The sequence below is a fragment of the Polynucleobacter sp. 35-46-11 genome, from assembly GCF_002281105.1.
This window is the reverse complement of record NZ_NCFJ01000017.1, coordinates 1-23,672: the sequence shown is the minus strand read 5'-3', so window position 1 is coordinate 23,672 and position 23,672 is coordinate 1. Positions and strand designations below refer to the sequence as shown.

Genomic DNA, 23,672 nt, shown 5'->3' with positions numbered 1-23,672 from the left:
TGAAACACCATTTACCCCACTTTTTCACACTTCCTCCCACTTTAGAGGATCGCAATAAGAGGGTCAAGTGTTTTTGGGTAATTTTTTAGGAAATTTCCTAGTGATTACAAACACTTAGCGTCATGTGTTAATAAAATGGTGCCTATAAAAATGCTACTTGAAACAACGGCTTGGAAAATATACTTAAGAATAGGTCTTAGCTATTTACTCTAATAATCAGTAAATATACTGTATCAATAAACAGTATCCTAAATAAAAATATGCGAAATTACTAATTTAGAACTAGATTTTGTAAGCAGTGCTTGTCATGACTTTTGACATTGCCTGCATTATCTTCTGAATGGGTTCCGGTAAGACCGCTCCACCAGCAGAAATTGCGGCCTGTCCATGCTCGATTTCATCGATCCGCATTTGATCAACAATGGCACGAGAACGCTCATCTTCTGGAGGCAATTTTTCGAGATGGCTCTCTAGGTGATGTTCAACCTGTTTTTCTGTTTCAGCAACAAATCCCAAACTCCACTTATCGCCCGCTAAGCCAGCAGCCAGACCGATTGCAAAGGATCCTGCATACCAAATTGGATTGAGATAACTCGTGTGCGAACCCAACTCCTGGAGACGTGTTTCGCACCAAGCTAAATGGTCCATTTCTTCTTGACCAGAGTGATCCAACATCTGCCGAATTTCAGGATTGCGAGCGACTAATTTTTGAGATTGATACAGGGCTTGCGCACAAACTTCACCCACATGATTCACACGCATCAATCCAGCGGCATGCTTCCGCTCTCCGACATCTAACAAAGTGGTAGTTTGCCTATCCGAACCTGGGGTTGGGCGATGAGCATGAGCACCCCCAACTACCGAGCGCAAGGCTATATCAAACTCACTGATGAAACGATCGATTAAGGCCATGGTTATTTGAAATCTAGACCAAAACCTCTGCTTTACAACTTTGTTTGGTCTTTAAACCCAACTCAGCCAATAGCTCACGGTCTTGTTCTGCCTCGGGATTGCCGGTAGTGAGTAGTTGCTCACCATAGAAAATAGAATTAGCACCAGCCTGGAAACACATGGCCTGAACTGCCCTTCCAAGCTCTTGGCGACCAGCCGATAAACGCACTCGTGCGCGCGGCATGGTGATGCGGGCTACCGCAATGGTTCTTACAAACTCCAACGGATCCAGGGGCTTTTGATCTGCCAATGGAGTTCCGGCTACTGGAACCAAGTGGTTAATCGGAACTGACTCTGGATAAGGACTTAAATTGGCCAAACGGGCTAAAAAGGCTGCTCGCTGCTCGCGCGACTCGCCCATGCCCACAATACCGCCGCAGCATACTGACATTCCTACGGCACGTACATTAGAAATCGTGTCTAAACGGTCTTGATATCCCCGAGTGGAGATGACCGAGCGATAGAAGTCCTCGCTAGTATCCAAATTGTGGTTGTAGAAGTCCAAGCCAGCCTCTTGCAGGGCTTGGGCCTGATTGGCTTCTAACATCCCCAGAGTGGCGCAGGTTTCAAGGCCTAAGGCCTTCACGCCTTTAATCATGGCGGTGACCTTTTCAATATCGCGATCTTTGGGCTCCCGCCAAGCAGCACCCATGCAAAAACGGTTTGATCCAGCAGCTTTGGCAGCTTTGGCAGCCTCAAGCACCTCATCCAGATCCATCAACTTGTTGGCTTTCACATCGGTGTCATAACGAGCTGCCTGCGGACAATATCCGCAATCCTCGGGGCAGCCGCCGGTCTTAATGGACAAGAGCGTAGCTAATTCCACATCACCATCAGGGAAGTTAGCGCGATGGATTTCTTGCGCCTTGAACATTAACTCACTGAATGGGAGGGCAAATAGCGCCTCAATTTGAGCAACCGACCAAGCGCCTGACGCGTCAACCTCCTTATGTAAATCCTTTTGGGATTTGACTTGAGTGAGGGGTTTTTCAGTAGTTTGGGTAGCCTGCATGGTCGAATTCCAGAAAATAGATCAAATCAAGGCATAAACATAACAGATACAGGCCTAAATTAGGAAAAACTAGTGGTCAAATACCAAACATGAAGCTTATTTCTGATCCAAATCAAACCTCCCTGGTTGCTCGCAGCCTAGATGCAGTTTGGCATCCCTGTACTCAGATGAAGCATCATGAGTCATTGCCATTAATTGCCATTACTAAAGGTAAGGGTGCTTGGCTGTTTGATGACAAAGGAAATGCGTTACTCGATTGCATTAGCTCCTGGTGGACCAATCTCTTTGGACACTCCAATCCCCGTATCAACCAAGCAATTAGCAGTCAACTAGAACAAGTTGAGCACGTTATGCTCGCCGGATTTACACATCCTCCCGTTGTAGAGCTATCCGAGAAACTGTCTGCTTTAACTCACGGGCATTTGGGTCACGTATTTTTTGCATCTGATGGCGCATCTGCAGTTGAGATCGCTTTGAAGATGAGTCACCACTATTGGCGACTGAATAATCAAACTCAAAAGAAAAAGTTTGTCTGCCTAGAAAATGGTTACCACGGAGAAACTTTAGGCGCACTCGCAGTGACCGATGTCGCAATCTTTCGTGAAGCCTACGGATCACTTTTACAAGATGTTTTTACTGTGCCTTCACCTGATGCGCGCAAAGCACAGCCTAATGAAAGTGCTGACGATGTCGCTAGACGTGCTGCCAAAAAATTAGAAGAACTGCTCGAAGCAGAACATCACAATATTGCCGCCATTATTGTGGAGCCACTCGTTCAGTGCGCAGGTCAGATGGCAATGTACTCTCCAGAATATTTACGCCTTGTACGATCGCTCTGTGATCGTTACAACATTCACCTTATCGCCGATGAAATTGCAGTGGGCTGTGGTCGATCAGGAAAGTTTTTTGCTTGCGAGCATGCAGGGATTTGGCCAGACTTCATAACCCTGTCTAAAGGTATTAGTGGCGGCTATCTTCCGCTGTCGCTCTCCATGACGACTGACAAAATTTATCGGGCATTCTATGGCAATCAAATGCAACAAGGTTTCTTGCACTCGCATTCCTATACCGGCAATCCACTAGCCTGCGCTGCAGCGCTCGCCTGTTTAGAAATCTTTGAAAGTGAATCTGTTCTCGAAAAAAATATTGAGCGTAGTAAAGATCTTGCTAATGGATTTTCCTGGGCAAAAGCAGACTCTCGTATTGAACATTGGCGCCAGCAGGGCATGATCCTAGCCTTTGATATCAAACCTGAATCACTAAAATATTCAACTACGTTTTCACGAGAGATGTTTTCAGCAAGCCTTAAAGAAGGTATCCTCATAAGGCCGATTGGCAATACGATTTACGTCATGCCACCATACATTCTTTCATCAGAGGAAGCCATACAAATGGGCGCCTCTGTACAACGCGCCCTCAATCAGGCTCTGGCATGAGCGCAAACTTTAAAGCTCGGGATATGGCAGAGCAGCAAATTGCCAATTTAGATAAGCAGCTACTGAGACGAAAACTGCGCACTAGCGAGTCACCCTGTGATACCAAGGCCCGCGTTGGTCAGCGAGAACTCAAAGCATTTTGTAGTAATGACTATTTAGGTCTAGCCAACCACCCGGAATTAGTTGCCGCCCTTGCGGAAGGTGCAAGACTGTATGGGGTTGGTAGCGGAGCATCGCACCTGATTAGCGGCCACAGTATTGCGCATGACTTGCTTGAAAAAAAATTAGCAGCCTGTGAGGAAAAGCATATTCCCAATGCAAGAGCACTGTTCTTTAGTACTGGCTATCTCGCAAACATCAATGCCATCACTGGGATTGCTAGACTTGCTGAACAAGGTGAGGTCAGCATTTACTCAGCCAAACTCAATCATGCCTCTTTGATTGATGGCGTTCGACTGGCGAGTGCGCAAACCAAAGCAAAGGTAACCTTGTTTGATCACCAACATCTTGATTTGCTAGAGAAATCATTAGCGCAAGATGCTCACTCACTCAAATTGCTTGTGGTCGACGGGGTCTTTAGTATGGATGGGGATATCGCACCCATAGAGAAATTAGTCCAAATTGCAGAACAATATGATGCGCTCTTGATGGTAGATGATGCTCATGGATTTGGCGTTCTCGGCGAACATGGCCATGGCCTTTTGGAGCAAGCAGGTGTGTATTCAGAGAGAATTATTTATGTCGGCACACTTGGCAAAGCAGCCGGTGTTAGCGGCGCATTTATTTGCGCAGCCGCACCCTTCATTGAATGGCTGATTCAAAAAGGCCGCCCCTACATCTACAGCACAGCAACACCACCAGCGATTGCACATACCTTAATCAGCAGCCTTGAATTGATCGAAGGCGATGAAGGTATTGCTCGTCGCAAGCAATTAAATCAGCTCATTCAAATTTGGCGTGATGAAATGATTTTCCAAAACTGGGAAAAAACTCCTTCATCCACCCCAATTCAGCCAGTGATTCTCGGCAGCAATGCCAGCGCATTAGCGGCAGCTAAGTTATTAGATGAAGCGGGTTATTGGATCCCAGCCATCCGACCACCTACCGTTCCCGTTGGCAGCTCTCGACTACGCATTACATTTTCAGCTAACCACACTACTAATGATTTGCGTGATCTCATTAAGACATTAAAAGTCATTGAGCAAGGAGTAGGGAATAATTCATGACATTAAATGCTGCGAATGGTTTTTTTGTCACAGGCACTGATACTGAGGTTGGCAAAACTTTAATTAGTGGCGCCCTCATCTTGAAGTTAAGAGAAGCTGGTGTCCGCGCAATCGGCTTCAAACCTGTAGTTGCTGGAACCTATCTTGATGCTAGTGGCAAAAAACTTAATGAAGACCTCGAGACATTACGTCTTGCATCAGGCTTAAGCCCACAGGAGCAAAGTCTCTGCCCATATATTTTGGATGAGGCAGCTGCTCCGCATCTGGTTGCCAAGAAGAATAATATCTACCTGGATTCCTCGATCATCCTAGGAGATTTACATTCCCTGAATCAAGAGTTTGAGGCAACCATTGTTGAAGGTGCGGGTGGATTTTTGGTCCCCCTGAATGACCAGGAAGATTTAGGTGATCTAGCTCAGGCGATGGATTTACCTGTCATCCTCGTAGTCGGCATGCGCTTGGGCTGTATCAATCATGCCCTACTTACTTGCGAAGCAATTCAGTCACGTCAATTAACTATTGCTGGCTGGGTTGCCAATACACTTTCAGAAGAAATGTCTCTTTTAAATGAAAATATTCAAACCTTAAAGGAGCGAATATTTGCTCCGTTTTTAGGCGTCATTCCCACTCTTCCTGAGCAGCTTCAGAAATCAGAGAATGCCCCCTACTCCTTAGAGGCCTTACGATTTGTTGCAGAGCATATAAAACTACCCGAGTAAATTCAGATAAGATGAAGCTATGCGATTACTTCCAGAAATTATCGACTCCGCATCAGCTATTCAAGAGATTCGTCGCAACATCCATGCGCATCCAGAATTGCGCTTTGAGGAAAACCGCACTTCTGATCTCGTGGCTGAGGCACTTTCTAGCTGGGGAATCACGGTATATCGCGGCCTTGGAAAAACTGGGGTTGTTGGCAAACTTGATGGCGACTTAGGTCCAGGCAAGATGATTGGTTTGCGTGCCGATATGGATGCATTGCCACTGCAAGAACATAATACTTTTGAGCACACTTCAAAGAATCCCGGCAAGATGCATGCTTGTGGCCATGATGGTCACACTGCCATACTCTTAGGTGCAGCCCAATATCTATCCAATCATCGCGAGTTCAAAGGCTCAGTCATTTTTATTTTTCAGCCTGCAGAAGAAGGTGGTGCTGGTGCACAAGAAATGATTAACGATGGGCTCTTTAAACAATTTCCTTGTGATGCCGTCTTTGGTCTACACAACTGGCCAGGACTAGCCGAAGGTCATTTTGGTGTGACCTCTGGCCCGATGATGGCTTCCAGCAATACTTTTGAAATCATCATCCGAGGTAAGGGTGGGCATGCCGCCTTGCCGCATAACAGTGCTGATCCCGTTCTTGCGGGCACTCAAGTTGTCCAAGCCCTACAAAGCATTATTACTCGCAATAAACGTCCCGTGGATGCAGCAGTCTTATCTGTCACACAGTTTCATGCGGGCGAGACAAGCAACGTTATTCCAGATAGTGCTTTTATCGGCGGAACCGTTCGCACATTCACCTTAGAAGTTTTGGATTTGATTGAGCAACGTTTACGTGAAATCTCTCATAACGTCTCCAGCGCATTTGACTGTCAAGCAGAGGTTAGCTTTGCTCGCAACTACCCTCCACTCATTAATCATGACAAGGAAGTAGACTTCGCAAGCGAGGTCATGAGTGAATTGGTAGGAGCACAAAACGTCAATACCTCAATCGATCCTACGATGGGCGCAGAAGACTTTGCATTCATGTTGCTGGAGAAGCCTGGTTGCTATGTGTTTCTAGGCAATGGTGATGGCGATCACCGCGCGGTAGGTCATGGCATGGGTCCATGCCATCTTCACAACCCTTCTTATGACTTCAATGACGCACTGATTCCAGTTGGCGTCAGCTACTGGGTCAAACTAGCTCAATGCTACTTAGAAAAATAGTTCTACCTGAGCTGTATATTTTTACGAGTTGGTAAATTTAGCTGGACGCTTTTCCATAAAAGCCGCCATACCTTCTTTTTGATCATTAGTCGCAAAGCAAGAGTGGAATAAACGACGCTCAAAGTGAATACCCTCTGAAAGCGTAGTTTCGTAAGCAGTATTAATTGCTTCTTTCACCATCATTGCCGTCAGCAATGGCATATCTGCAATCGTCTTGGCAATCGCCTTCACTTCTTTCAACAAATCCGCTTGAGGGAAAATACGGGCAACAAGGCCAGAGCGCTCGGCTTCAGCTGCATCCATCATCCGACCTGTTAAAGCTAAATCCATTGCTTTTGCTTTTGAAACTGCGCGAGGCAAACGTTGTGTGCCACCAGCGCCAGGAATAATCCCTAACTTCACTTCCGGTTGCGCAAACTTAGCGCTGTCAGTGGCCATGATGGTGTCACACATCATTGCTAGCTCACATCCGCCGCCAAGGGCATAACCAGATACTGCTGCAATGATTGGCTTGCGCACTTTTTTTATTTCTTCCCAGTTACGTGAGATAAAGTCACCGCGATAAACGTCGGCAAAACCATACTTGGCCATCGTTGCAATATCTGCGCCAGCAGCAAATGCTTTTTCACTACCAGTAATGATGATGCAACCGATATTGTTGTCAGCATCAAAACCTAGCAGTGCTGCACCCAGCTCATCCATCAACTCATCATTCAGAGCATTTAATACTTGCGGGCGATTAAGGGTAATGACAGCAACCTTGCCATCCACTTCAGTCAATATAGTGTTGTAAGTCATCAATCTCTTTCAAAAAATAATTTGTTCAGCGCGGCAACAATAACCACACCTTGCCATCTTGCTTCATGCGTCCTGCCAACTCACCTGCAGCATCCCCTGATCCCCAATAGTAATCCGCTCGCACCCCACCCACAATGGCTTTACCCGTGTCTTGGGCCATCACCAATTTTTGCAAGACTTGGCTACTCAGGGGCTTGGTGGTACTCAAAAATACTGGGGCACCCAAAGGCATGGCTTTCAAATCAATAGCAATGCTGCGCTCAGCAGTTAAAGGCACGCCCAGGGCGCCATTAGGCCCTAGATCAGCGCTGACATTACCCGGCAACTCTTTGAAGAATACAAAGCGCGGGTTGGCATTGAGCATCTCTTCTACGCGACCTGGATTGCGTTTAGCCCACGCACTAATGCCCTGCATGGTCGCCTGACTGCGAGTAATTTCCTTACGGTCCAGCAACCACTGTGCAAAGGACTTAAACGGCTGATCATTGGTTCCGGCATAGCCAAGTCGCAATACACGGCCATCCTCCAAACGAATTTTTCCTGAACCTTGGATTTGCATGAAGGCAGCGGCCACAGGATCTTGGACCCAGGCAATTTCTGAACCTCGAAGTACGCCAGAACTCATGAGCCCAGCGCGTGCTGGTGCAGGGCTTGGCTTCGAACCTTTCCAGGCATTTGGTAGACCATACAAGGGAACGGTGTAACTAGCTGTGCGGGTCTGGGAGCCATTCATAACAGGCTCGTAATAGCCTGTAATCAGCCCGGACTCTTTCCCATCGGTACTATTACGCACTTCGTAAACCTGAAAGTTCCCCTCAAAGTATTGGCGAACCGCCCGCTGATCGCGACCTGAAATTGTCGAAGCCTGGGAGCACACTTGGCGCCAATTAATCTCACTATTGCGTTTACGCAAGGCATCACAACTCTTGAGCCAGGCTGGCCAAGCCTGCGTTAAATCATCCTCTTGCCAGCCAGGCAAATCTTGCCATGAGACCGATCGAAAACTGGCAATTGAGGAATTGTAGGCATTTGGGGTGCCACCACCAGAGCGATAGCCAGCCCCCCTGGTAGAGGGCGTCGAGCAAGCGGCTAACAGACTTGCAATGCTGATAGCGAATACACTGCAGAGGAGGATTCGCGAAGGATTCTTGCGACTAATTAATTTGGATATAGAAATCATGATTGCCAATTTACTCGATGAATACCCAATGATCCTATTTGCGGTAGAGGGTGGTTTAGCCTTAGCCCTCCTGCTTTTTATTGTCCTTTGGACTGGTAAGGGCAAAAAATAAGGCTTCTTGAAAGCTCAATGCAGGGTTCTAGGCATTACCAAGGCAAATTCCGGGATAGGGGCTTGGAAAAACTGCGCCTCTTCAGTTACGCAGAAATACTCTCCACGCATCGTGCCAGCCGGCGTTGGCAAGGTAGCCCAACTGGTGTATTCAAACTGCTCCCCCGCCCTCAATAGGGGTTGTTGACCTACAACACCCAGGCCACGGACCTCTTGAACATCATTGTCCCCGTCTGTAATGAACCAATGGCGAGCGATGAGCTGAATGCTGGCCGTACCAGTATTTCTGATGGTGACGGTATAGGCAAACGCAAATTGGCGATTATCGGGGTCGGACTGGTCGGGCAAATACTGGGTTTTGACCGTAATGCTGATTTCATGAGGATTCATGCTCGAATTCTGCTCCATCCTTAGACCAACTGCAAGCTAGAATCTAGGGATGGATAGCCAGAAATCACCCTCAAATAGCCAGTTTGTCATTGCCCCCTCCATTTTGTCGGCTGACTTTGCCTGCCTGGGCAAAGAAGTTCAAGATGTTCTCGTAGCGGGCGCAGACTGGATTCACTTTGATGTGATGGACAACCATTACGTTCCGAACCTCACTATTGGCCCTTTGGTTTGCGAGGCAATTCGCCCACATGCAACTAAAGATGGCAAACCAGCCATGATTGATGTGCACCTCATGGTTGAGCCGGTAGATCGCCTCGTTCCGGATTTTGCAAAGGCAGGCGCAAATCTTATTAGCTTTCATCCAGAGGCAAGCCCTCATGTGAATCGCACGATTAATTTGATTCGCGAACAAGGCTGTCAGGCTGGATTGGTTTTAAATCCAGCTACCCCGCTTGATCACTTGGATCACACGCTTGAATTACTTGATCTGGTGTTATTAATGTCAGTGAACCCAGGCTTTGGTGGTCAGTCATTTATTCCAAACACTCTCAATAAGATTGCGCAGGTTCGTGCGCGCTTAGATCGCCACCAACAGGAAACCGGTTGCCATATTCGCCTTGAAGTAGATGGCGGCATTAAAGTTGACAATATTGCAGAGGTAGCCAAGGCCGGCGCAGATACCTTTGTTGCTGGCTCCGCAATCTTTGGCAAAGAAAATTATGCTGACGTGATTAATGCGATGCGCGCAGAACTAGCGACCTCAGGAAAAGCGTAATGCGGCACGAAGAATTTCTTGCCCTAGCCAAACAGGGTTTCAATCGCATTCCTTTGGTGAAGGAAGTTTTAGCCGACTTAGAGACGCCACTCTCGCTATACGTCAAGCTCACTCAAGCTTTTGGACAAAAGAACACCTACCTACTTGAATCTGTTTTAGGTGGCGAGCGCTTTGGCCGCTTCTCTTTTATTGGTCTGCCTGCGAAAACTGTTTTAAGAACTGTTGGTACACCAAATGCCCCGCTCACTGAAGTACTGTTCAATGATCAAGTGATTGAAACCAATCATGACAATCCATTGGATTTTGTAGACGCTTATTTCAAGCGCTTCAAAGTGGCAGTACAACCCGGCCTCCCACGCTTTTGTGGCGGGCTTGCTGGCTACTTCGGCTACGACACGGTTCGCTATATTGAATCGCGTCTAGCAAAACACAATTTGCCAGATGAGCTAGGTGTGCCTGATATTCAATTAATGTTGACCGAAGAGTTAGCAGTGATTGATAACGTTGCAGGTCGTATTTATTTAATTGTCTACGCAGACCCCAGCGACACAGATAGCTTTGAAAAGGGTCAAGCTCGATTAAAAGAATTACTTGCTTGCCTAAGCAAACCGGTGACCATGCCAGCGTCATTGCCAAGCACCAAAACAGAATTGATCCGCAAGTTCAAAGCAGCTGATTTTGAAAATGCCGTCCTCAAAACCAAAGAATATATTTTGGCTGGCGATTGCATGCAGGTAGTGATTGGCCAGCGCATTAGCAAGCCTTTCACAGATTCACCACTCGCCCTATACCGTGCCTTGCGCTCTTTGAATCCATCGCCTTATATGTACTTCTATGACTTTGGTGATCTGCAGGTAGTAGGCTCATCACCAGAAATCTTGGTGCGTCAAGAGCAACGTGAAAGTCAGAAGATCGTGACGATTCGTCCGTTAGCTGGCACACGCCCTCGTGGCGCAACACCCGAAGAAGATGAACGCCTTGCTACAGAATTGCTTGCCGATCCAAAAGAGATTGCTGAACATGTCATGTTGATTGACTTGGCGCGTAACGATGTGGGGCGAATTGCAAAGACAGGTACCGTTAAAGTGACGGATTCGATGTCGATCGAAAAGTATTCCCATGTTCAGCACATTGTGAGCTCTGTTGAAGGTGAGTTAATAGACAATATGAGCAATATGGATGTGTTACGTGCAACCTTCCCTGCCGGCACCTTATCGGGTGCCCCAAAAATTCGGGCAATGGAAATTATTGATGAGATGGAAATTGTGAAACGGGGCGTCTATGGCGGTGCGGTTGGCTACCTTTCCTTCTCTGGCGACATGGATGTGGCCATTGCTATTCGTACTGGTGTAATTCGTGATGGTGTATTGCATTCACAAGCGGGTGCTGGTGTTGTTGCAGATTCCGACCCTACTGCCGAATGGAAGGAAACCGAAGCCAAAGCCCGAGCAGTATTAATGGCGGCTGATTTAGTACAAGGAGGACTCGATGCTCCTCATGATTGATAACTACGATTCATTTACCTATAACCTCGTTCAGTATTTTGCAGAGCTTGGTGAAGAGGTAAAAGTTTTCCGTAATGATGAAATTTCTGTTGAAGAGATCGCCAAAATCAACCCTGCGCGCATTTGCATTTCACCGGGACCCTGCAGTCCAGCTGAAGCAGGGATTTCAGTGGCTACGATTCAACGATATGCCGGACAGATTCCGATTCTCGGTGTTTGCCTTGGACACCAAGCGATTGGTGAGGCATTCGGCGGCAAGATTATTCGCGCCCAAAAAGTCATGCATGGCAAGACTGATGATATTCACCATACTGGCGTTGGCGTTTTTAAAGAATTGCCAAACCCATTTAAAGTGACGCGTTATCACTCCCTCGCGATTGAAAAGAATTCATTGCCAGCCGTGCTCGAAGTGACAGCCACCTCTTCCGATGGTGAAATCATGGGTGTACGCCATAAAGAACTGGCGGTTGAGGGTGTGCAATTCCACCCAGAATCGATTCTGTCTGAGCATGGCCATGCACTGCTCAAGAATTTTTTGCAAGTCAAATAACCCAAAAGCAATAAATCAACCTACATGCCCATTACTCCCCAGCAAGCATTGCAACGTTGTATTGAACATCGCGAGCTCTTTCATGATGAGATGACTGCAATGATGAGTCTCATCATGAGTGGTGAGATGCCGCCAACCTTAGTGGCCGGTCTACTAGTTGCCTTGCGTACTAAAAAAGAGACTGTTGGTGAAATTGCTGCGGCCGCGCAAGTCATGCGCGAATTTGCGACGCCAGTACACGTAGAAGATAGAAAAAATTTAGTGGATGTAGTAGGCACTGGCGGTGATGGTGCCCATACCTTCAATATTTCTACCGCAGCGATGTTTGTGGCAGCAGCAGCCGGTGCAAAAATTGCTAAGCATGGCAATCGCAGTGTCAGCAGCAAATCCGGAAGCGCAGACATTCTGGAGTCGCTGGGCGTGAAGCTGTCACTCTCACCAGAGCAAGTCGCAAAATGCATTTCAGAAGTAGGTGCAGGCTTTATGTTTGCGCCGAATCATCACCCTGCAATGAAGAATGTGGTGCCGATCCGTAAAGATTTGGGTGTGCGCACGATTTTTAATATCCTTGGACCCCTTACCAATCCAGCGGATGCTAAGCGGATTCTCATGGGTGTGTTTCATGCTGATTTAGTAGGTATTCAGGCTCGTGTATTACAAGCCATGGGCATGGATCATGCATTAGTTGTTTATGGCCGTGATGGCTTAGATGAGATCTCTCTTGAAGGCCCCACCCTCGTAGGTGAATTAAAGGATGGTCAGGTTCGTGAATATGAGATTCATCCAAAAGACTTTGGCTTAAGTATTGCCCCAACCAATAGTTTTAAGGTGGCTAATGCCGAAGAATCCAAAATCATTGTTTTAGATGTACTCAATAAAATACCTGGCCCAGCGAGCGACATTGTTTGCCTCAATGCTGGAGCAGTCTTGTATGTAGCTGATGTAGCCCCAAGCATTGCTAGCGGCATTCAGATGGCACAAGCAGCCATTGCATCTGGAGCCGCCCGCCACAAGCTAGACCAATTTGTAGCTGCAACCCAATACTAACTAAGATCTTCATGAGCGATATCCTCGACAAAATTGTTGCCACCAAGAAGATTGAGGTAGCTACTGATTCAAAAAAAATCTCTTTGGCCAATCAACGTGATCAAGCCGAAGAAAATAATCGTGATGCCCTTTTAAAGCCTCGGGGCTTTATTCAATCTATCCACAATAAAATTGCAGCAGGCAAAGCAGGTGTCATTACCGAAATTAAGAAAGCTAGCCCTAGCAAGGGGATCTTACGAGAGAATTTTCAGCCGACAGAAATTGCTCAGTCCTATGAAAAAAATGGCGCGGCCTGCCTATCCATCCTTACAGATAAGGATTATTTCCAGGGATCTAATGCTTACCTTCAGGCTGCAAGAGCTGCATGTAGCATTCCTGTATTGCGTAAAGACTTTACGGTTGATCCCTACCAAGTCTACGAAGCAAGAGCAATTGGTGCTGATGCCATTTTATTGATCGTGGCTTGCCTAGAGCTCAATCAAATGAAAGAGTTAGAGGCTTGCGCGCATGAACTGGGATTGGATGTTCTTGTTGAAGTGCATAACGCACCTGAACTAGAGCAAGCCCTTGAATTAAAGACGCCGCTACTCGGGATCAATAATCGTAATCTGAAGACTTTTGAAGTTACCCTTCAAACTACACTTTCGCTACTATCAATGGTGCCAACTGGAAAAACTCTGGTTACTGAGTCCGGAATTATGAGTCGCGCCGATGTGCAACTGATGCGCGATCACCAAATCAATGCATTCTTGGTAGGTGAGGCATTCATGCGTGCCAATGATCCTGGGGCGGCTCTAAGCGAATTATTTAATTAAGTTGCCTAGAGGGTTTCAGCATATCTAGCCCAACTTTAATCAGACCAACGAGCACTATTGTGCCCAGCACATCACCAATTAACATTACCAAGAAGTGATTAAAGCTTCCGGTCTCGTCGAGACTTCGGACCGAAAACCACCATTGATGCAAGCCTGCGCTCAGGGCCGAATAAATCAAAGTGCAAATTACCAACTTCGGTAAAGTCAAATTACTCAGATCAGATGAGATATCCACATTCCTTAATACAAAGATTCTGGCCAGGTATGGCGCAAATCCGGAAATCAAGCCAATGCCTATACAGGTTGTGAGCTCATGAGGGAATGGCCCTAAATAACTAATAAAAAAGGATACAACGGCTATTCCCAATGCGCCCGGCAAGCCAAATATCAGCGTAAGAAATAAACGAAGGCCGGCAGGCAAATAGATCCAACTCACCCCCAAGCCAAAAGTGAGATGAGTGGTGAGCCAATCATTGATGTAAAACAAAGTTGTGTACGTTACCGAACTAATTAAAAAACCTAAAGTACGTTCTGAGAGAATTTTTTTCATGATCGCCGACATGTTTATTAACTTAATACTATGTCATGCTAGCAATCAAATTTGTGTAGGTATATACTCCCCTCGTTAACCCTTAGGCCAATAGCCCTCTAAATCTTTAATTGCTTATGTCGACCGCTAAATCTTCTTGCTATATTCGTTTACTTAATTTGATTGATGTTCTTGATCGCATCAACCCAGGCAAGAAGCTCGACTCCATTGAAGAGAGTCTTTTGGACAAAATTATTTTGAGCTTTCATGCCAAGCAGTCGATTTTGGTTGGCGATCTGATTTCCCTTTCTGATCTGGGCTCCCAAGCAACCCTCCACGGACGACTGAAGAATCTCAGCGCCATGGGTTATATCAAGATGGCAGCAAATGAAGATGGGCGCAAAAAAGAAGTAGTTCCTAGCAAGATGGCCATCAAACGCTATGAAGAAATTTCCAAGTGTCTTGCAAAGGCTGTTAAAGAAAGCTAACTCAAGTCCAAGAATATAAAAAAGCCCTTATCACTAAGGGCTTTTTACATTTAGGGGCGCTGTTTTAGACGTTAAAGAGGAAGTTCAAAACATCACCATCTTTAACAACATACTCCTTACCTTCGGCACGCATCTTGCCAGCCTCTTTTGCCCCAGACTCACCCTTAAATTGAATAAAGTCTTCAAAAGCAATGGTTTGTGCACGAATAAAGCCACGCTCAAAATCTGTATGAATGACCCCGGCAGCCTGCGGAGCAGTATCGCCTTGATGAATTGTCCAGGCACGAACTTCTTTAACACCGGCCGTAAAGTAGGTCTGCAGGCCTAATAACTTATAGCCCGCACGAATCACACGATCCAGTCCAGACTCTTCCATACCGAGGTCTGCCAAGAACTCAACTTTGTCGGCATCATCTAAATCGGCGATCTCAGCTTCGATTGCAGCGCATACCGCAACTACTGGTGCACCCTCTTTAGCCGCATGCTGAATCACTGCCTCTAAATGAGGATTGTTGTCAAAGCCGTCTTCCTTGACGTTAGCGATATACATTGCCGGCTTTGCAGTAATTAAGCAGAGCGGCTTAAGAAGTAGATTCTCTTCATCGCTCAGTTTCAGGCTGCGTACTGGCTGGGCTTGGTCCAAATGGGCCTGCACCTTAGTTAATACGGCCACTAAAGCGGCTGCCTCTTTATCATTCCCTGACTTAGCAGCCTTGCTTGAGCGTTGCAGGGTCTTTTCAACGGTTGTTAAGTCGGATAAGGCTAGCTCGGTATCGATCACTGCGATATCGGAGATCGGGTCAATCTTGCCAGCCACGTGAATCACATTGGCATCCTCAAAACAGCGCACTACATGGGTAATAGCGTCAGTTTCACGAATATTGGCTAAAAACTGATTTCCAAGGCCTTCACCTTTAGAGGCCCCAGCCACCAAACCGGCAATATCGACAAATTCGACAGCAGCAGGCAGGATGCGCTCAGGCTTGACGATCTCAGCCAAAGCGGCAAGACGGGGGTCAGGAACCTCGACCACGCCCACATTAGGCTCGATCGTGCAGAAAGGATAGTTTTCTGCCGCGATTCCAGCCTTGGTAAGCGCGTTAAAGAGGGTAGATTTGCCGACGTTAGGCAGGCCGACGATGCCACATTTCAAAGACATAGCAGTATTGTAAAGGGCTAGTTTCGATATCATCGAGATATGTCAGAAATCCTCCAAAATAGCTCGGCTAAATTGCCCAAAAATACCTCTCAAATCCGGACAGTTGACGTCGCTGTAGTGGGTGGAGGTATAGCAGGAAAGGCTTGCGCCTTAGGTTTAGCTCAACTTGGCCTACAAACCATTCAAATTGCCCCTGACTTACGGCAAGGAGTTGCTCCGCCCCAAGGAAATCAATGGGGGCAGCGGATTTACGCTTTTTCTCCCAGCACTCAAAAATTACTGGCTCATCTACAGATTTGGGATGCTATTGATCACAGCCGTATGCAGCCAGTTCGAGATATGCGGATTTTTGGCGATCGTGGAGAAAAGCACGATCAACTTCATTTGTCTGCTTTTGAAGCGGGTACACCTCAATTAGCCTGGATTGGTGAATCGAGTGTGATCGAACACACTTTGGATCAAGCCTCACGCTTCCAAAATAAATTGGAGCGTATCTCTGACGTAGTTGAAAACATTGAAACGGATTCTGATGGCGTAACTCTCAATCTGGCAAATGGATCTACATTTTGCGCTCAACTCGTGATTGCTGCCGATGGCGCCAACTCTCCGATTCGTAAGGAGCTGGGCATTACCGCAAAAGAAGAAAGCTACTCACAAAGCGGAGTGGTAGCGAATTGGATTTGCGGTAACGCACATTTAGAAACTGCCTGCCAATGGTTTTTACCGGGTGGCGATATTGTGGCAATGTTACCCCTACCAGATCAACAAGTCTCGATGGTGTGGTCAACTTCACCAGAAAATGCTGCAGAACTTTTAAAACTGGATCAAGCGGCATGGACTGAAAAGTTTTCCTCCATTGCTAATGGGGCAATAGTCGAGCAACTTGGATCACTCAAACTCAATTCAACACCCGCTCATTTTCCATTGAGAAGAATTCGGGCAAGTCGATTTATTGGTCCAGATGAAAGCCCTAAGGTTGTCCTCATCGGAGATGCGGCTCATGTGATGCATCCATTAGCAGGACAAGGCTTGAACCTAGGATTAAGGGATGTTGCAACCCTCCTCAATATTTTGAGTAAACGCGAATCCTTCCGACTACCGAACGATAAAGTTTTATTACGTCGCTACGAACGTCAACGCCAAGGCGATACCAGCGCATTGCTATGGGTCACAGATAAACTGAAGAAACTATTTTCAGCGAGTAGTGGCACTGAAAAGCAATTGCGCAACTGGGGATTAGGCATGGTCAATCGCAGTCACTTTATTAAACGGCGCCTTATTGAACGCGCTCTCGGAGATGCTGATTTTGAATAAATTATTTTCTACTATTGCCTTAGCTTGCTCTCTCACCTTTTTAGTGGGAATAGCCAATGCACAATCAGAGCAACAAGTCCGATCTGAACTGCAAAAAAAGATTGGTCCAAACACGAAAATTAAAGGCGTTTCTCAATCACCTATTCCAGGCATCTACGAGGTCTTAGTTGGAAATGATGTGTTTTATACCGATGCCAATAGTAAATATTTAATCCAAGGTGAAATCATTGAGGTCGCTACAGGAAAAAATATTACGGAACAAAAACAAGCAGACCTCAATCGCATTAAATGGTCTGAGCTGATCCCATCCAATGCTTTAAAAGCAGTCCGTGGAAATGGTAGTCGACAGTTGGCCGTTTTCTCTGACCCTAATTGTGGTTACTGTAAGCGCTTGGAAAAATCTTTGCAGCAACTGGATAACGTCACTGTCTACACTTACCTAATTCCGATTTTGTCAGCTGACTCAGCGCAGAAGTCCAAACAAATTTGGTGCTCCGCTGATCCCCAGAAAGCCTATATTGACTGGATGATCAATGGTATTGCTCCTAGCGGCAAGAGCGACTGCGCCACGCCTTTGGATAAAAACATGGCCTTTGCCAAAACTTATGGCATTACAGGAACCCCAACTATTTTCTTTACAGATGGCAGTCGCTTTCCGGGTGCGGTTCAAATCACCGATATTGAAAAGAAATTTAGTAGCTTGAAGTAACCAATCTTGTGTATGAATAAATTAAATACTTCCGAACTACCTGCAATCCAATACACCATTTGGTCGGCCGATCTGCATGGTCACCGCTTTCATGTGAAGTTGCGTATTGAGAACCCATTGCCAAATGGACAGATTCTGCAAATGCCTGCATGGATTCCAGGAAGCTATTTAATACGCGACTTCAGCAAACAAATTGAAACGATTGAAGCGTTTGCAATTAATAATCCAAATGAAGCACTAACGCTGGAGCGCATTGATAACGATCAGTGGCGCTTGCCCAAGGTAGCTGGTGCAGTAGAAATCCTCACAACGGTATATGCATTTGATTCTTCTGTGCGCGCCGCCTATCTCGATACTGAACGTGCGTTTATTAATCCAAGCAGCTTATGTTTGGCAGTTAAAGGTCAAGAGTCTTTGGCCTGCGCTTTAGTGTTGATTCCGCCTAAAGATACTTGCGCAAACTCTTGGACAGTTCAGACAGGCTTACAAGCTGCCAAAGTGGATAGTCAAGGCTACGGCTTTTATCTCGCCAAAAACTATGATGACCTACTTGATCACCCAATTGCCATGGGTGAGTTTCAGATTGCCCACTGGAAATCCAATGGTGTGTCACACAGTATGGCGATACAAGGCTGCATTCATGAAATTGATTTAGAGCGCTTAGCAACAGATCTACAGGCTATCTGCATATCCACCATTAACCTCTTTGAACCCAAGACTAAAAACGCACCCTTCCAGAATTATTTATTTTTAGTCAATGCGGTTCTTTCTGGCTATGGAGGGCTTGAGCATCGTAATAGCACTGCCCTGCTATGCCGTCGTGATCAGATTCCCCAAGTCAATACTCCTTTGGACGAAGCATCCTATCGGGAGTTTTTAGGACTCTGTAGTCATGAATACTTCCACGCTTGGTTGGTCAAGCGCATTCAACCAAAGGCATTTCAGCCTTATCAACTCGATCGCAGAAACCACACTCGCTTACTCTGGTTATTTGAAGGCTTTACGAGTTACTACGATGATCTGCAATTATTCCGTAGCAAACGCATCGACCTCAAAACCTACCTCAAGCTAGTTGCGAATAATTGGAATGGTATTTTGCGTGGGCCAGGTAGATTGAAGCAAAGCCTGGCGGATAGTTCTTTTGATGCCTGGACTAAGTACTACCAAGCCGATGAGAACACTCCGAATGTAGTTGTCAGCTATTACGGGAAAGGCGCCTTGCTCGCTTTAGGCTTAGATCTCCAGATTCGTGCATTCACAAGCAACCGTCAATCCCTAGATGATTTGATGCGGCTCATTTGGCAAACACATGGGGTCACTCTCGATGGCATTGCAGAAGATGGTTTGGATGAATTGATATTCAAACTACTTGGCACAGGATTCTCCAAAACTTGGGTTCAATTTAAGTCTCGTTACATTTTTGGTACTGAAGACATTCCAATTCAAAAATGGATTGATTCCAAACTCATTACGGCTAAGCCAAAAAAACATTCCAAACTAGAGCAAATAAAACTCCAATTCGGAATGCGCCATAGTGATAGCAATGGCTGGCTAAAAGTAACGCATGTGCTGGATGGTGGAGCTGCACAATTAGCAGGCCTAGCTTCTGGAGATCTATTGGCTAGCATCAATGGTGAGCGTATTACTCCCGCTCGCTGGGATAAGGTGCTATCGAGCTTAATCTTGGGACAAGTGATTCAGATTTGTTTTTATCGAGATGATTTAGAGCACGAGTGCATGACTGTTCTTGAGGATGATCAAATTCCAGCTCAGTACATCCTCACGCCAGCTGAGTAATGCATTCATTTTCTGCGGCTGATATTCCGGAAGATTGGCGCGCCCTGCTTGGGGATTATTTTGAATCCCCTGAGTGGCAACAACTACAGACCAATCTCAGGGCCGAACTGAATAAAGATGCAGAGAGAATTCTCCCGGAGCCACATAATTTCTTCAAAGCGCTGACACTAACCCCAGTTACTCAGGTCAAGGTCGTCATCTTGGGGCAGGATCCATACCACTCTGCTGGACTGGCTCAAGGCTTGGCTTTTTCTATCCCGAGTGATATTCCGACCAATTCTCGGCAATTTCCCAGCTCCTTACGCAATATCAGTAAAGCACTAGCACTGGAGGGGTTTGGCGCCCTTCCTAACGGTGATCTTCATACCTGGGCTGAACAAGGCGTCCTACTTATCAATACCGCCCTGAGCGTCAAATTAGGCGAGGCAGGCAGTCATGCCAATTTGGGCTGGAAATCCCTGGTTGATAGACTGATAAGTGCCTTGGCGCAGCAAAAACCTTATTTAGTGTGGATGTTATGGGGTGGCCATGCCCAATCCAAGTTACCTCTGATTGAGGCAGCTCCGAACCAATTGATTCTACAATCCTCCCACCCCTCTGGGCTTGGGGTCTACAAAACAGACCGGCCCTTTCTGGAGCAAGGTGGGATGGCAAGTTGCGGGCACTTTACGAAAGCTAATGAGTGGCTAACAGCACACCAGCAATCGCCGATTCAGTGGGTTGGTGACCACACCAGCTCTACGGATAAAGCCTTATTTTCGCTAAGCAGTTAACTGGGGATATTAAAATTCGCGACTGAACATGGTTAAAAATGTCCTTAAACAGCCTACACTCCATCACCAACTACAACGCAACTTCAACAGAGATGATTGAGGAGTGTCGACGTCAATCTGCCCTAGCGTCATCCTTAGATCGCGCAGACATCGATTTAATGAATTTTCTAGACCAAATCCTTCTAGAGGCTGAATAAGGATGTCTTAGCCTGAATCATCGAGATGACCTTAGTCAGTCATGCTTTAATGCCTCTAAGAAACCTGTTACTCGCTCTACCGCTTCGTCATAACTAGGGCTATAGCTCAAAACATCAATTTCATTAAATTGAGGTCTTAGCACATGAGCTCTACTTTGGATTTGTTTGATAAATTGATCAGAATGTCTCAACAAAAACTGTTTAGCGACTTGCAATTCTTGGGGCTCTCGCTCAATCACTAAAGATAGATCAAATAAATCACGAGCAGCCGCCCTATCTCCTCTGTGCCAGAGTTTTTTGGCCACAATTTCTACAGCAGTCTCAACACGAATGGTGTCTCCAAAAATATTCCACATTTCAAATCCAGGCTTAGTGAGATTAGGGGATGCCACGAAATCAATTTCCCCCTCTGGACGAATTAACTTGACATAGGAGTTTTGGTCTTCGACATATTGTGAAGAAATATCAGCAGCAACATCACTCAGTCTTGGAGTGACAAAACCCAGATACTGGGGATCGGGAACAAATATATCAATATCCTTGCTGAGCCGATGCTGATAGCGCAACATCAGAACAGTTCCTCCCCCGAATGTCCAAAAGGGGTCAGCCATTCCATGCTTTTTAATTTCGGCAATGATTCGAAGTGCATAGGGAAATAACTCTTTCCAAACACCATCAGGCAGATCACGTCCGTGAATTGATTTACTCATTTAGCATTACCGCCAAGCCACTCTTGGCGAGTGCATTTCATGAGCCCAACGATCAATATTTTTCCATATGCTCTTTGGGGAGATATTACTTGCTTTCGCTGCCTCCTCAACTGCCAAAACAATTAGGGGTAATGGGGCCTCATCAAGCAAGGAAGCTATGTAGGGAAAGATGGGTTCAGGAATTTTTCCTGACACCAATGACTTTGCTAACTGTGGGGCAGTTAATTTATTTTTGTAACTCACGCTTGCAGTTTGGCCAGCTGCCTCTAGGGCATATTGCTTTTTATGCCGCCCTTGCATTGAAACGTCGATCCCAAGCAACCCGAGTAGAGCTAATAATTTAGCAGCCCCTAAATCTTTTAGGGTGCCATTTTCTAAATGAAGAATGGTTGATCTGGACAAATTGGATAGCTTGGCTAAGCGATCTTGAGTCAAACCAAGAGCAACTCTGCGATTTGCTACCTGCAGTCCAATTTCACGTAAATTCATAGCATGTATTGTGCCACAAACTCATAAAAAATGTGTAATATATTACACATTAAATAGGGGTAAATTTTGATGCGCTAAAGCCAATAACAGCATGTTTCTTCTTATTTATCTGTGCTCGCGTATAAAACCCCCGCCAGACAAGAGGCCGCTATGGCACTTAGCCACTCCAGCATCTGTCCAGACTGAAAGAAGCCTGTAAATTGCCCTACATAGGAGCTTGCTAAGGCAGATATGAAGCCTATTAAGGCAGCCATGAGGAATCTCTTGATTTTGGGCTTAGCTTTACGTTGCCCAGGGTAAAAAACCAAGGCAAATAGGCCCGTTAAGCCACCGATCACCAGAAAAGCTAAAAACCCCATTGCTACCCCCATTGTTGCTGACATCAAATCTATAATCACCATTATGAAGTTGTTGACACTCGGCATCAATCATCACACAGCGCCGGTCGCCATTCGGGAAAAGGTCGCCTTTGACCCTGAATTTCTTCAAGAAGCGTTGCACGATCTTCGCCAACATCTCGTTGGCGCGAATCAGGCCGGGCTACCAGAAGCCACCATCTTATCCACATGCAATCGCACCGAAGTCTATTGCGCCGCTAATGATGCAGATGCAGCCAGTCTTTTGCATGAAGCCACTTTTGATTGGTTGGCAAAAACTCAACAACTCGCTCCAAGTAGTTTGGAGCCGCACATTTATTCACTACCGCAATCGGATGCGGTACGTCACGCCTTTAGAGTTGCCTGTGGATTAGATTCCATGGTGATTGGTGAAACCCAAATCTTGGGTCAGATGAAAGATGCTGTACGTACTGCAAATGATGCAGGCGTACTTGGCACTTATCTCAATCAACTCTTTCAGAAAACCTTTGCCGTCGCAAAAGAAGTTCGTGGCTCTACAGAAATTGGTGCTCACTCAATCTCGATGGCAGCTGCCTCAGTTCGATTGGCTGAACGCATTTTTGAAAGTATTGCTGATCAACGTGTTTTGTTCATTGGCGCTGGTGACATGATCACTTTATGTGCAACCCATTTTGTGGCACGTAAACCTAAAGGGGTTGCAATCGCCAATCGCACCATAGAGCGCGGCCAAGAATTAGCAGACTCGATTTCGATTCAAGATGTTGAAGCAGAATCATTCAAGCTTTCCGAGCTTCCATCACGATTACATGAATTCGACATCATTGTTTCAAGCACTGCCTCATCACTTCCTATCATCGGCTTAGGAATGGTGGAGAGCGCTCTGAAGCAACGTCGCCATAAACCAATGGTAATGATTGACTTAGCAGTACCCCGTGACTTTGAACCTGAGATTGCTCGTTTAAATGACATTTATCTTTATACGGTTGATGATTTAGGTGTGATGATTCAAACAGGCGCCTCCCTCCGTCAAGCTGCAGTAAGTCAAGCAGAGGCAATCATTGAAGATCGTGTTGGAAACTTTATGCACTGGATGCAGGGTCGCAAGACTGTGCCATTAATTCAGGATATTCAGCAGCAAGGCGAACACCTCAGACAACTTGAACTCGATCGCGCGATGAAACGATTAATGCGTGGTGAGGATCCCCAAGAAGTTCTCAATGCGATGGCTCAAGGCTTAACCAATAAGTTCTTGCATGGCTCATTGCATGCTTTACAACACTCCAATGGTGCTGAGCGTGACGCCCTGATTAAGTTGCTTCCAAAATTATTCGCCTCGCACTCCAAGCCAGAAGACCATTAGATGAAGCCCAGCATGCGGGCTAAGCTAGACCACCTAGACACGCGCTTAGCCGAACTCAAT

26 protein-coding genes are annotated in these 23,672 nt (G+C 46.2%); 16 read left to right on the top strand and 10 right to left on the bottom strand.

Annotated elements, in window-relative coordinates; all coding sequences use genetic code 11:
• Positions 1–282 precede the first annotated feature (282 nt).
• Both coq7 and bioB read right to left on the bottom strand, forming a co-directional pair.
• A complete protein-coding gene (coq7, locus tag B7Y67_RS02980) occupies positions 283–912 on the bottom strand; it encodes a 2-polyprenyl-3-methyl-6-methoxy-1,4-benzoquinone monooxygenase (protein ID WP_293597285.1) in 630 nt (209 codons plus the stop codon).
• 13 nt (positions 913–925) lie between these two features.
• Positions 926–1,963, bottom strand: coding sequence for a biotin synthase BioB (gene bioB / locus B7Y67_RS02975; protein ID WP_293597284.1), 1,038 nt, complete (start codon positions 1,961–1,963; stop codon positions 926–928).
• Positions 1,964–2,052: 89 nt separating this feature from the next.
• On the opposite strand from bioB, the gene bioA reads away from it, so the two are divergent.
• The 4 genes from bioA to B7Y67_RS02955 are packed head-to-tail and all read left to right on the top strand — an operon-like array spanning position 2,053 to position 6,557.
• Entirely contained in the window at positions 2,053–3,399 is a 1,347-nt protein-coding gene (gene bioA, locus B7Y67_RS02970) for an adenosylmethionine--8-amino-7-oxononanoate transaminase (protein WP_293597283.1), read from the top strand.
• Positions 3,396–4,625 (top strand): 8-amino-7-oxononanoate synthase, encoded by a 1,230-nt coding sequence (locus tag B7Y67_RS02965; protein ID WP_293597282.1) that lies wholly within the window; start codon positions 3,396–3,398, stop codon positions 4,623–4,625. Before bioA ends, B7Y67_RS02965 begins: the two co-directional genes overlap by 4 nt.
• On the top strand, positions 4,622–5,344 hold the full coding sequence (gene bioD, locus B7Y67_RS02960) for a dethiobiotin synthase (protein WP_293597281.1): 723 nt from the start codon (positions 4,622–4,624) through the stop codon (positions 5,342–5,344). The genes B7Y67_RS02965 and bioD overlap by 4 nt, the downstream gene beginning before the upstream one ends.
• A 19-nt stretch (positions 5,345–5,363) precedes the next feature.
• On the top strand, positions 5,364–6,557 hold the full coding sequence (locus B7Y67_RS02955) for a M20 aminoacylase family protein (protein ID WP_293597280.1): 1,194 nt from the start codon (positions 5,364–5,366) through the stop codon (positions 6,555–6,557).
• A gap of 21 nt (positions 6,558–6,578) precedes the next feature.
• Here B7Y67_RS02955 and B7Y67_RS02950 read toward each other — a convergent pair whose 3' ends face one another.
• From B7Y67_RS02950 to apaG, 3 genes are all read right to left on the bottom strand, one after another.
• Positions 6,579–7,355, bottom strand: a complete 777-nt coding sequence (locus B7Y67_RS02950; RefSeq protein ID WP_293597279.1) for an enoyl-CoA hydratase — start codon at positions 7,353–7,355, stop codon at positions 6,579–6,581.
• Positions 7,356–7,380: 25 nt separating this feature from the next.
• Positions 7,381–8,535 carry an MltA domain-containing protein gene (locus B7Y67_RS02945; RefSeq protein ID WP_293597278.1) on the bottom strand — a complete coding sequence of 385 codons (1,155 nt, stop codon included), beginning with the start codon at positions 8,533–8,535 and terminating at the stop codon, positions 7,381–7,383.
• A gap of 126 nt (positions 8,536–8,661) precedes the next feature.
• Positions 8,662–9,036 (bottom strand): Co2+/Mg2+ efflux protein ApaG, encoded by a 375-nt coding sequence (gene apaG, locus B7Y67_RS02940; RefSeq protein ID WP_015420328.1) that lies wholly within the window; start codon positions 9,034–9,036, stop codon positions 8,662–8,664.
• A 49-nt stretch (positions 9,037–9,085) separates the two neighbouring features.
• On the opposite strand from apaG, the gene rpe reads away from it, so the two are divergent.
• From rpe to trpC, 5 genes are read left to right on the top strand one after another with little or no spacing between them, the layout of a single operon-like run.
• Positions 9,086–9,811 (top strand): ribulose-phosphate 3-epimerase, encoded by a 726-nt coding sequence (gene rpe / locus B7Y67_RS02935; RefSeq protein WP_293597277.1) that lies wholly within the window; start codon positions 9,086–9,088, stop codon positions 9,809–9,811.
• Positions 9,811–11,316, top strand: coding sequence for an anthranilate synthase component I (gene trpE / locus B7Y67_RS02930; protein WP_293597276.1), 1,506 nt, complete (start codon positions 9,811–9,813; stop codon positions 11,314–11,316). The genes rpe and trpE overlap by 1 nt, the downstream gene beginning before the upstream one ends.
• The gene (locus tag B7Y67_RS02925) at positions 11,300–11,866 is read left to right on the top strand and encodes an aminodeoxychorismate/anthranilate synthase component II (RefSeq protein ID WP_293597275.1); all 567 of its coding nucleotides are present in this window, start codon (positions 11,300–11,302) and stop codon (positions 11,864–11,866) included. The genes trpE and B7Y67_RS02925 overlap by 17 nt, the downstream gene beginning before the upstream one ends.
• Positions 11,867–11,890: 24 nt before the next feature.
• Positions 11,891–12,913, top strand: a complete 1,023-nt coding sequence (gene trpD / locus B7Y67_RS02920) for an anthranilate phosphoribosyltransferase (protein WP_293597274.1) — start codon at positions 11,891–11,893, stop codon at positions 12,911–12,913.
• Between the two features lie 11 nt (positions 12,914–12,924).
• Positions 12,925–13,728, top strand: a complete 804-nt coding sequence (trpC, locus tag B7Y67_RS02915; RefSeq protein WP_293597273.1) for an indole-3-glycerol phosphate synthase TrpC — start codon at positions 12,925–12,927, stop codon at positions 13,726–13,728.
• Here the strand turns inward: trpC and B7Y67_RS02910 are convergent.
• Positions 13,721–14,278, bottom strand: a complete 558-nt coding sequence (locus B7Y67_RS02910) for a hypothetical protein (protein WP_293597272.1) — start codon at positions 14,276–14,278, stop codon at positions 13,721–13,723. The genes trpC and B7Y67_RS02910 overlap by 8 nt on opposite strands.
• A 116-nt stretch (positions 14,279–14,394) precedes the next feature.
• Between B7Y67_RS02910 and B7Y67_RS02905 the strand changes: the two genes are divergently transcribed.
• Positions 14,395–14,745 carry a hypothetical protein gene (locus B7Y67_RS02905; RefSeq protein ID WP_293597271.1) on the top strand — a complete coding sequence of 117 codons (351 nt, stop codon included), beginning with the start codon at positions 14,395–14,397 and terminating at the stop codon, positions 14,743–14,745.
• Positions 14,746–14,809: 64 nt separating this feature from the next.
• On the opposite strand, the gene ychF is transcribed toward B7Y67_RS02905, so the two are convergent.
• The gene (ychF, locus tag B7Y67_RS02900; protein ID WP_293597270.1) at positions 14,810–15,904 is read right to left on the bottom strand and encodes a redox-regulated ATPase YchF; all 1,095 of its coding nucleotides are present in this window, start codon (positions 15,902–15,904) and stop codon (positions 14,810–14,812) included.
• 39 nt (positions 15,905–15,943) lie between these two features.
• Here ychF and B7Y67_RS02895 point away from each other — a divergent pair, with 39 nt between their 5' ends.
• The 5 genes from B7Y67_RS02895 to B7Y67_RS02875 are packed head-to-tail and all read left to right on the top strand — an operon-like array spanning position 15,944 to position 20,694.
• Entirely contained in the window at positions 15,944–17,218 is a 1,275-nt protein-coding gene (locus tag B7Y67_RS02895) for an FAD-dependent monooxygenase (RefSeq protein WP_293597269.1), read from the top strand.
• Positions 17,211–17,927: a DsbC family protein gene (locus tag B7Y67_RS02890; protein WP_293597268.1), complete on the top strand. Its 717-nt coding sequence runs from the start codon at positions 17,211–17,213 to the stop codon at positions 17,925–17,927. Before B7Y67_RS02895 ends, B7Y67_RS02890 begins: the two co-directional genes overlap by 8 nt.
• Positions 17,928–17,939: 12 nt before the next feature.
• Positions 17,940–19,724 carry a M61 family peptidase gene (locus tag B7Y67_RS02885; protein WP_293597267.1) on the top strand — a complete coding sequence of 595 codons (1,785 nt, stop codon included), beginning with the start codon at positions 17,940–17,942 and terminating at the stop codon, positions 19,722–19,724.
• Positions 19,724–20,497 (top strand): uracil-DNA glycosylase, encoded by a 774-nt coding sequence (locus tag B7Y67_RS02880; RefSeq protein WP_293597266.1) that lies wholly within the window; start codon positions 19,724–19,726, stop codon positions 20,495–20,497. The genes B7Y67_RS02885 and B7Y67_RS02880 overlap by 1 nt, the downstream gene beginning before the upstream one ends.
• Before the next feature lie 38 nt (positions 20,498–20,535).
• Positions 20,536–20,694, top strand: coding sequence for an antitoxin MazE-like protein (locus B7Y67_RS02875; RefSeq protein ID WP_293597265.1), 159 nt, complete (start codon positions 20,536–20,538; stop codon positions 20,692–20,694).
• A gap of 35 nt (positions 20,695–20,729) precedes the next feature.
• Here the strand turns inward: B7Y67_RS02875 and B7Y67_RS02870 are convergent, their stop codons facing one another.
• The 3 genes from B7Y67_RS02870 to B7Y67_RS02860 form a co-directional block, all read right to left on the bottom strand.
• The gene (locus tag B7Y67_RS02870; RefSeq protein WP_293597264.1) at positions 20,730–21,404 is read right to left on the bottom strand and encodes a nucleotidyl transferase AbiEii/AbiGii toxin family protein; all 675 of its coding nucleotides are present in this window, start codon (positions 21,402–21,404) and stop codon (positions 20,730–20,732) included.
• Positions 21,405–21,410: 6 nt separating this feature from the next.
• Positions 21,411–21,893 (bottom strand): helix-turn-helix domain-containing protein, encoded by a 483-nt coding sequence (locus B7Y67_RS02865; RefSeq protein ID WP_293597263.1) that lies wholly within the window; start codon positions 21,891–21,893, stop codon positions 21,411–21,413.
• A gap of 101 nt (positions 21,894–21,994) precedes the next feature.
• The gene (locus B7Y67_RS02860; protein ID WP_293597262.1) at positions 21,995–22,276 is read right to left on the bottom strand and encodes a hypothetical protein; all 282 of its coding nucleotides are present in this window, start codon (positions 22,274–22,276) and stop codon (positions 21,995–21,997) included.
• Between the two features lie 19 nt (positions 22,277–22,295).
• Between B7Y67_RS02860 and hemA the strand changes: the two genes are divergently transcribed.
• Complete coding sequence (gene hemA, locus B7Y67_RS02855; protein ID WP_293597261.1) at positions 22,296–23,612, top strand: glutamyl-tRNA reductase; 1,317 nt, start codon at positions 22,296–22,298, stop codon at positions 23,610–23,612.
• Positions 23,613–23,672: the final 60 nt, after the last annotated feature.

What these genes read in the sequence shown, in the direction of transcription:
- coq7 (WP_293597285.1), bottom strand. Translation starts at nt 912, where the DNA reads ATGGCCTTAATCGATCGTTTCATCAGTGAGTTTGATATAGCCTTGCGC.
- bioB (WP_293597284.1), bottom strand. Translation starts at nt 1,963, where the DNA reads ATGCAGGCTACCCAAACTACTGAAAAACCCCTCACTCAAGTCAAATCC.
- bioA (WP_293597283.1), top strand. Translation starts at nt 2,053, where the DNA reads ATGAAGCTTATTTCTGATCCAAATCAAACCTCCCTGGTTGCTCGCAGC.
- B7Y67_RS02965 (WP_293597282.1), top strand. Translation starts at nt 3,396, where the DNA reads ATGAGCGCAAACTTTAAAGCTCGGGATATGGCAGAGCAGCAAATTGCC.
- bioD (WP_293597281.1), top strand. Translation starts at nt 4,622, where the DNA reads ATGACATTAAATGCTGCGAATGGTTTTTTTGTCACAGGCACTGATACT.
- B7Y67_RS02955 (WP_293597280.1), top strand. Translation starts at nt 5,364, where the DNA reads ATGCGATTACTTCCAGAAATTATCGACTCCGCATCAGCTATTCAAGAG.
- B7Y67_RS02950 (WP_293597279.1), bottom strand. Translation starts at nt 7,355, where the DNA reads ATGACTTACAACACTATATTGACTGAAGTGGATGGCAAGGTTGCTGTC.
- B7Y67_RS02945 (WP_293597278.1), bottom strand. Translation starts at nt 8,535, where the DNA reads ATGATTTCTATATCCAAATTAATTAGTCGCAAGAATCCTTCGCGAATC.
- apaG (WP_015420328.1), bottom strand. Translation starts at nt 9,036, where the DNA reads ATGAATCCTCATGAAATCAGCATTACGGTCAAAACCCAGTATTTGCCC.
- rpe (WP_293597277.1), top strand. Translation starts at nt 9,086, where the DNA reads ATGGATAGCCAGAAATCACCCTCAAATAGCCAGTTTGTCATTGCCCCC.
- trpE (WP_293597276.1), top strand. Translation starts at nt 9,811, where the DNA reads ATGCGGCACGAAGAATTTCTTGCCCTAGCCAAACAGGGTTTCAATCGC.
- B7Y67_RS02925 (WP_293597275.1), top strand. Translation starts at nt 11,300, where the DNA reads ATGCTCCTCATGATTGATAACTACGATTCATTTACCTATAACCTCGTT.
- trpD (WP_293597274.1), top strand. Translation starts at nt 11,891, where the DNA reads ATGCCCATTACTCCCCAGCAAGCATTGCAACGTTGTATTGAACATCGC.
- trpC (WP_293597273.1), top strand. Translation starts at nt 12,925, where the DNA reads ATGAGCGATATCCTCGACAAAATTGTTGCCACCAAGAAGATTGAGGTA.
- B7Y67_RS02910 (WP_293597272.1), bottom strand. Translation starts at nt 14,278, where the DNA reads ATGAAAAAAATTCTCTCAGAACGTACTTTAGGTTTTTTAATTAGTTCG.
- B7Y67_RS02905 (WP_293597271.1), top strand. Translation starts at nt 14,395, where the DNA reads ATGTCGACCGCTAAATCTTCTTGCTATATTCGTTTACTTAATTTGATT.
- ychF (WP_293597270.1), bottom strand. Translation starts at nt 15,904, where the DNA reads ATGTCTTTGAAATGTGGCATCGTCGGCCTGCCTAACGTCGGCAAATCT.
- B7Y67_RS02895 (WP_293597269.1), top strand. Translation starts at nt 15,944, where the DNA reads ATGTCAGAAATCCTCCAAAATAGCTCGGCTAAATTGCCCAAAAATACC.
- B7Y67_RS02885 (WP_293597267.1), top strand. Translation starts at nt 17,940, where the DNA reads ATGAATAAATTAAATACTTCCGAACTACCTGCAATCCAATACACCATT.
- B7Y67_RS02880 (WP_293597266.1), top strand. Translation starts at nt 19,724, where the DNA reads ATGCATTCATTTTCTGCGGCTGATATTCCGGAAGATTGGCGCGCCCTG.
- B7Y67_RS02875 (WP_293597265.1), top strand. Translation starts at nt 20,536, where the DNA reads ATGTCCTTAAACAGCCTACACTCCATCACCAACTACAACGCAACTTCA.
- B7Y67_RS02870 (WP_293597264.1), bottom strand. Translation starts at nt 21,404, where the DNA reads ATGAGTAAATCAATTCACGGACGTGATCTGCCTGATGGTGTTTGGAAA.
- B7Y67_RS02865 (WP_293597263.1), bottom strand. Translation starts at nt 21,893, where the DNA reads ATGAATTTACGTGAAATTGGACTGCAGGTAGCAAATCGCAGAGTTGCT.
- B7Y67_RS02860 (WP_293597262.1), bottom strand. Translation starts at nt 22,276, where the DNA reads ATGTCAGCAACAATGGGGGTAGCAATGGGGTTTTTAGCTTTTCTGGTG.
- hemA (WP_293597261.1), top strand. Translation starts at nt 22,296, where the DNA reads ATGAAGTTGTTGACACTCGGCATCAATCATCACACAGCGCCGGTCGCC.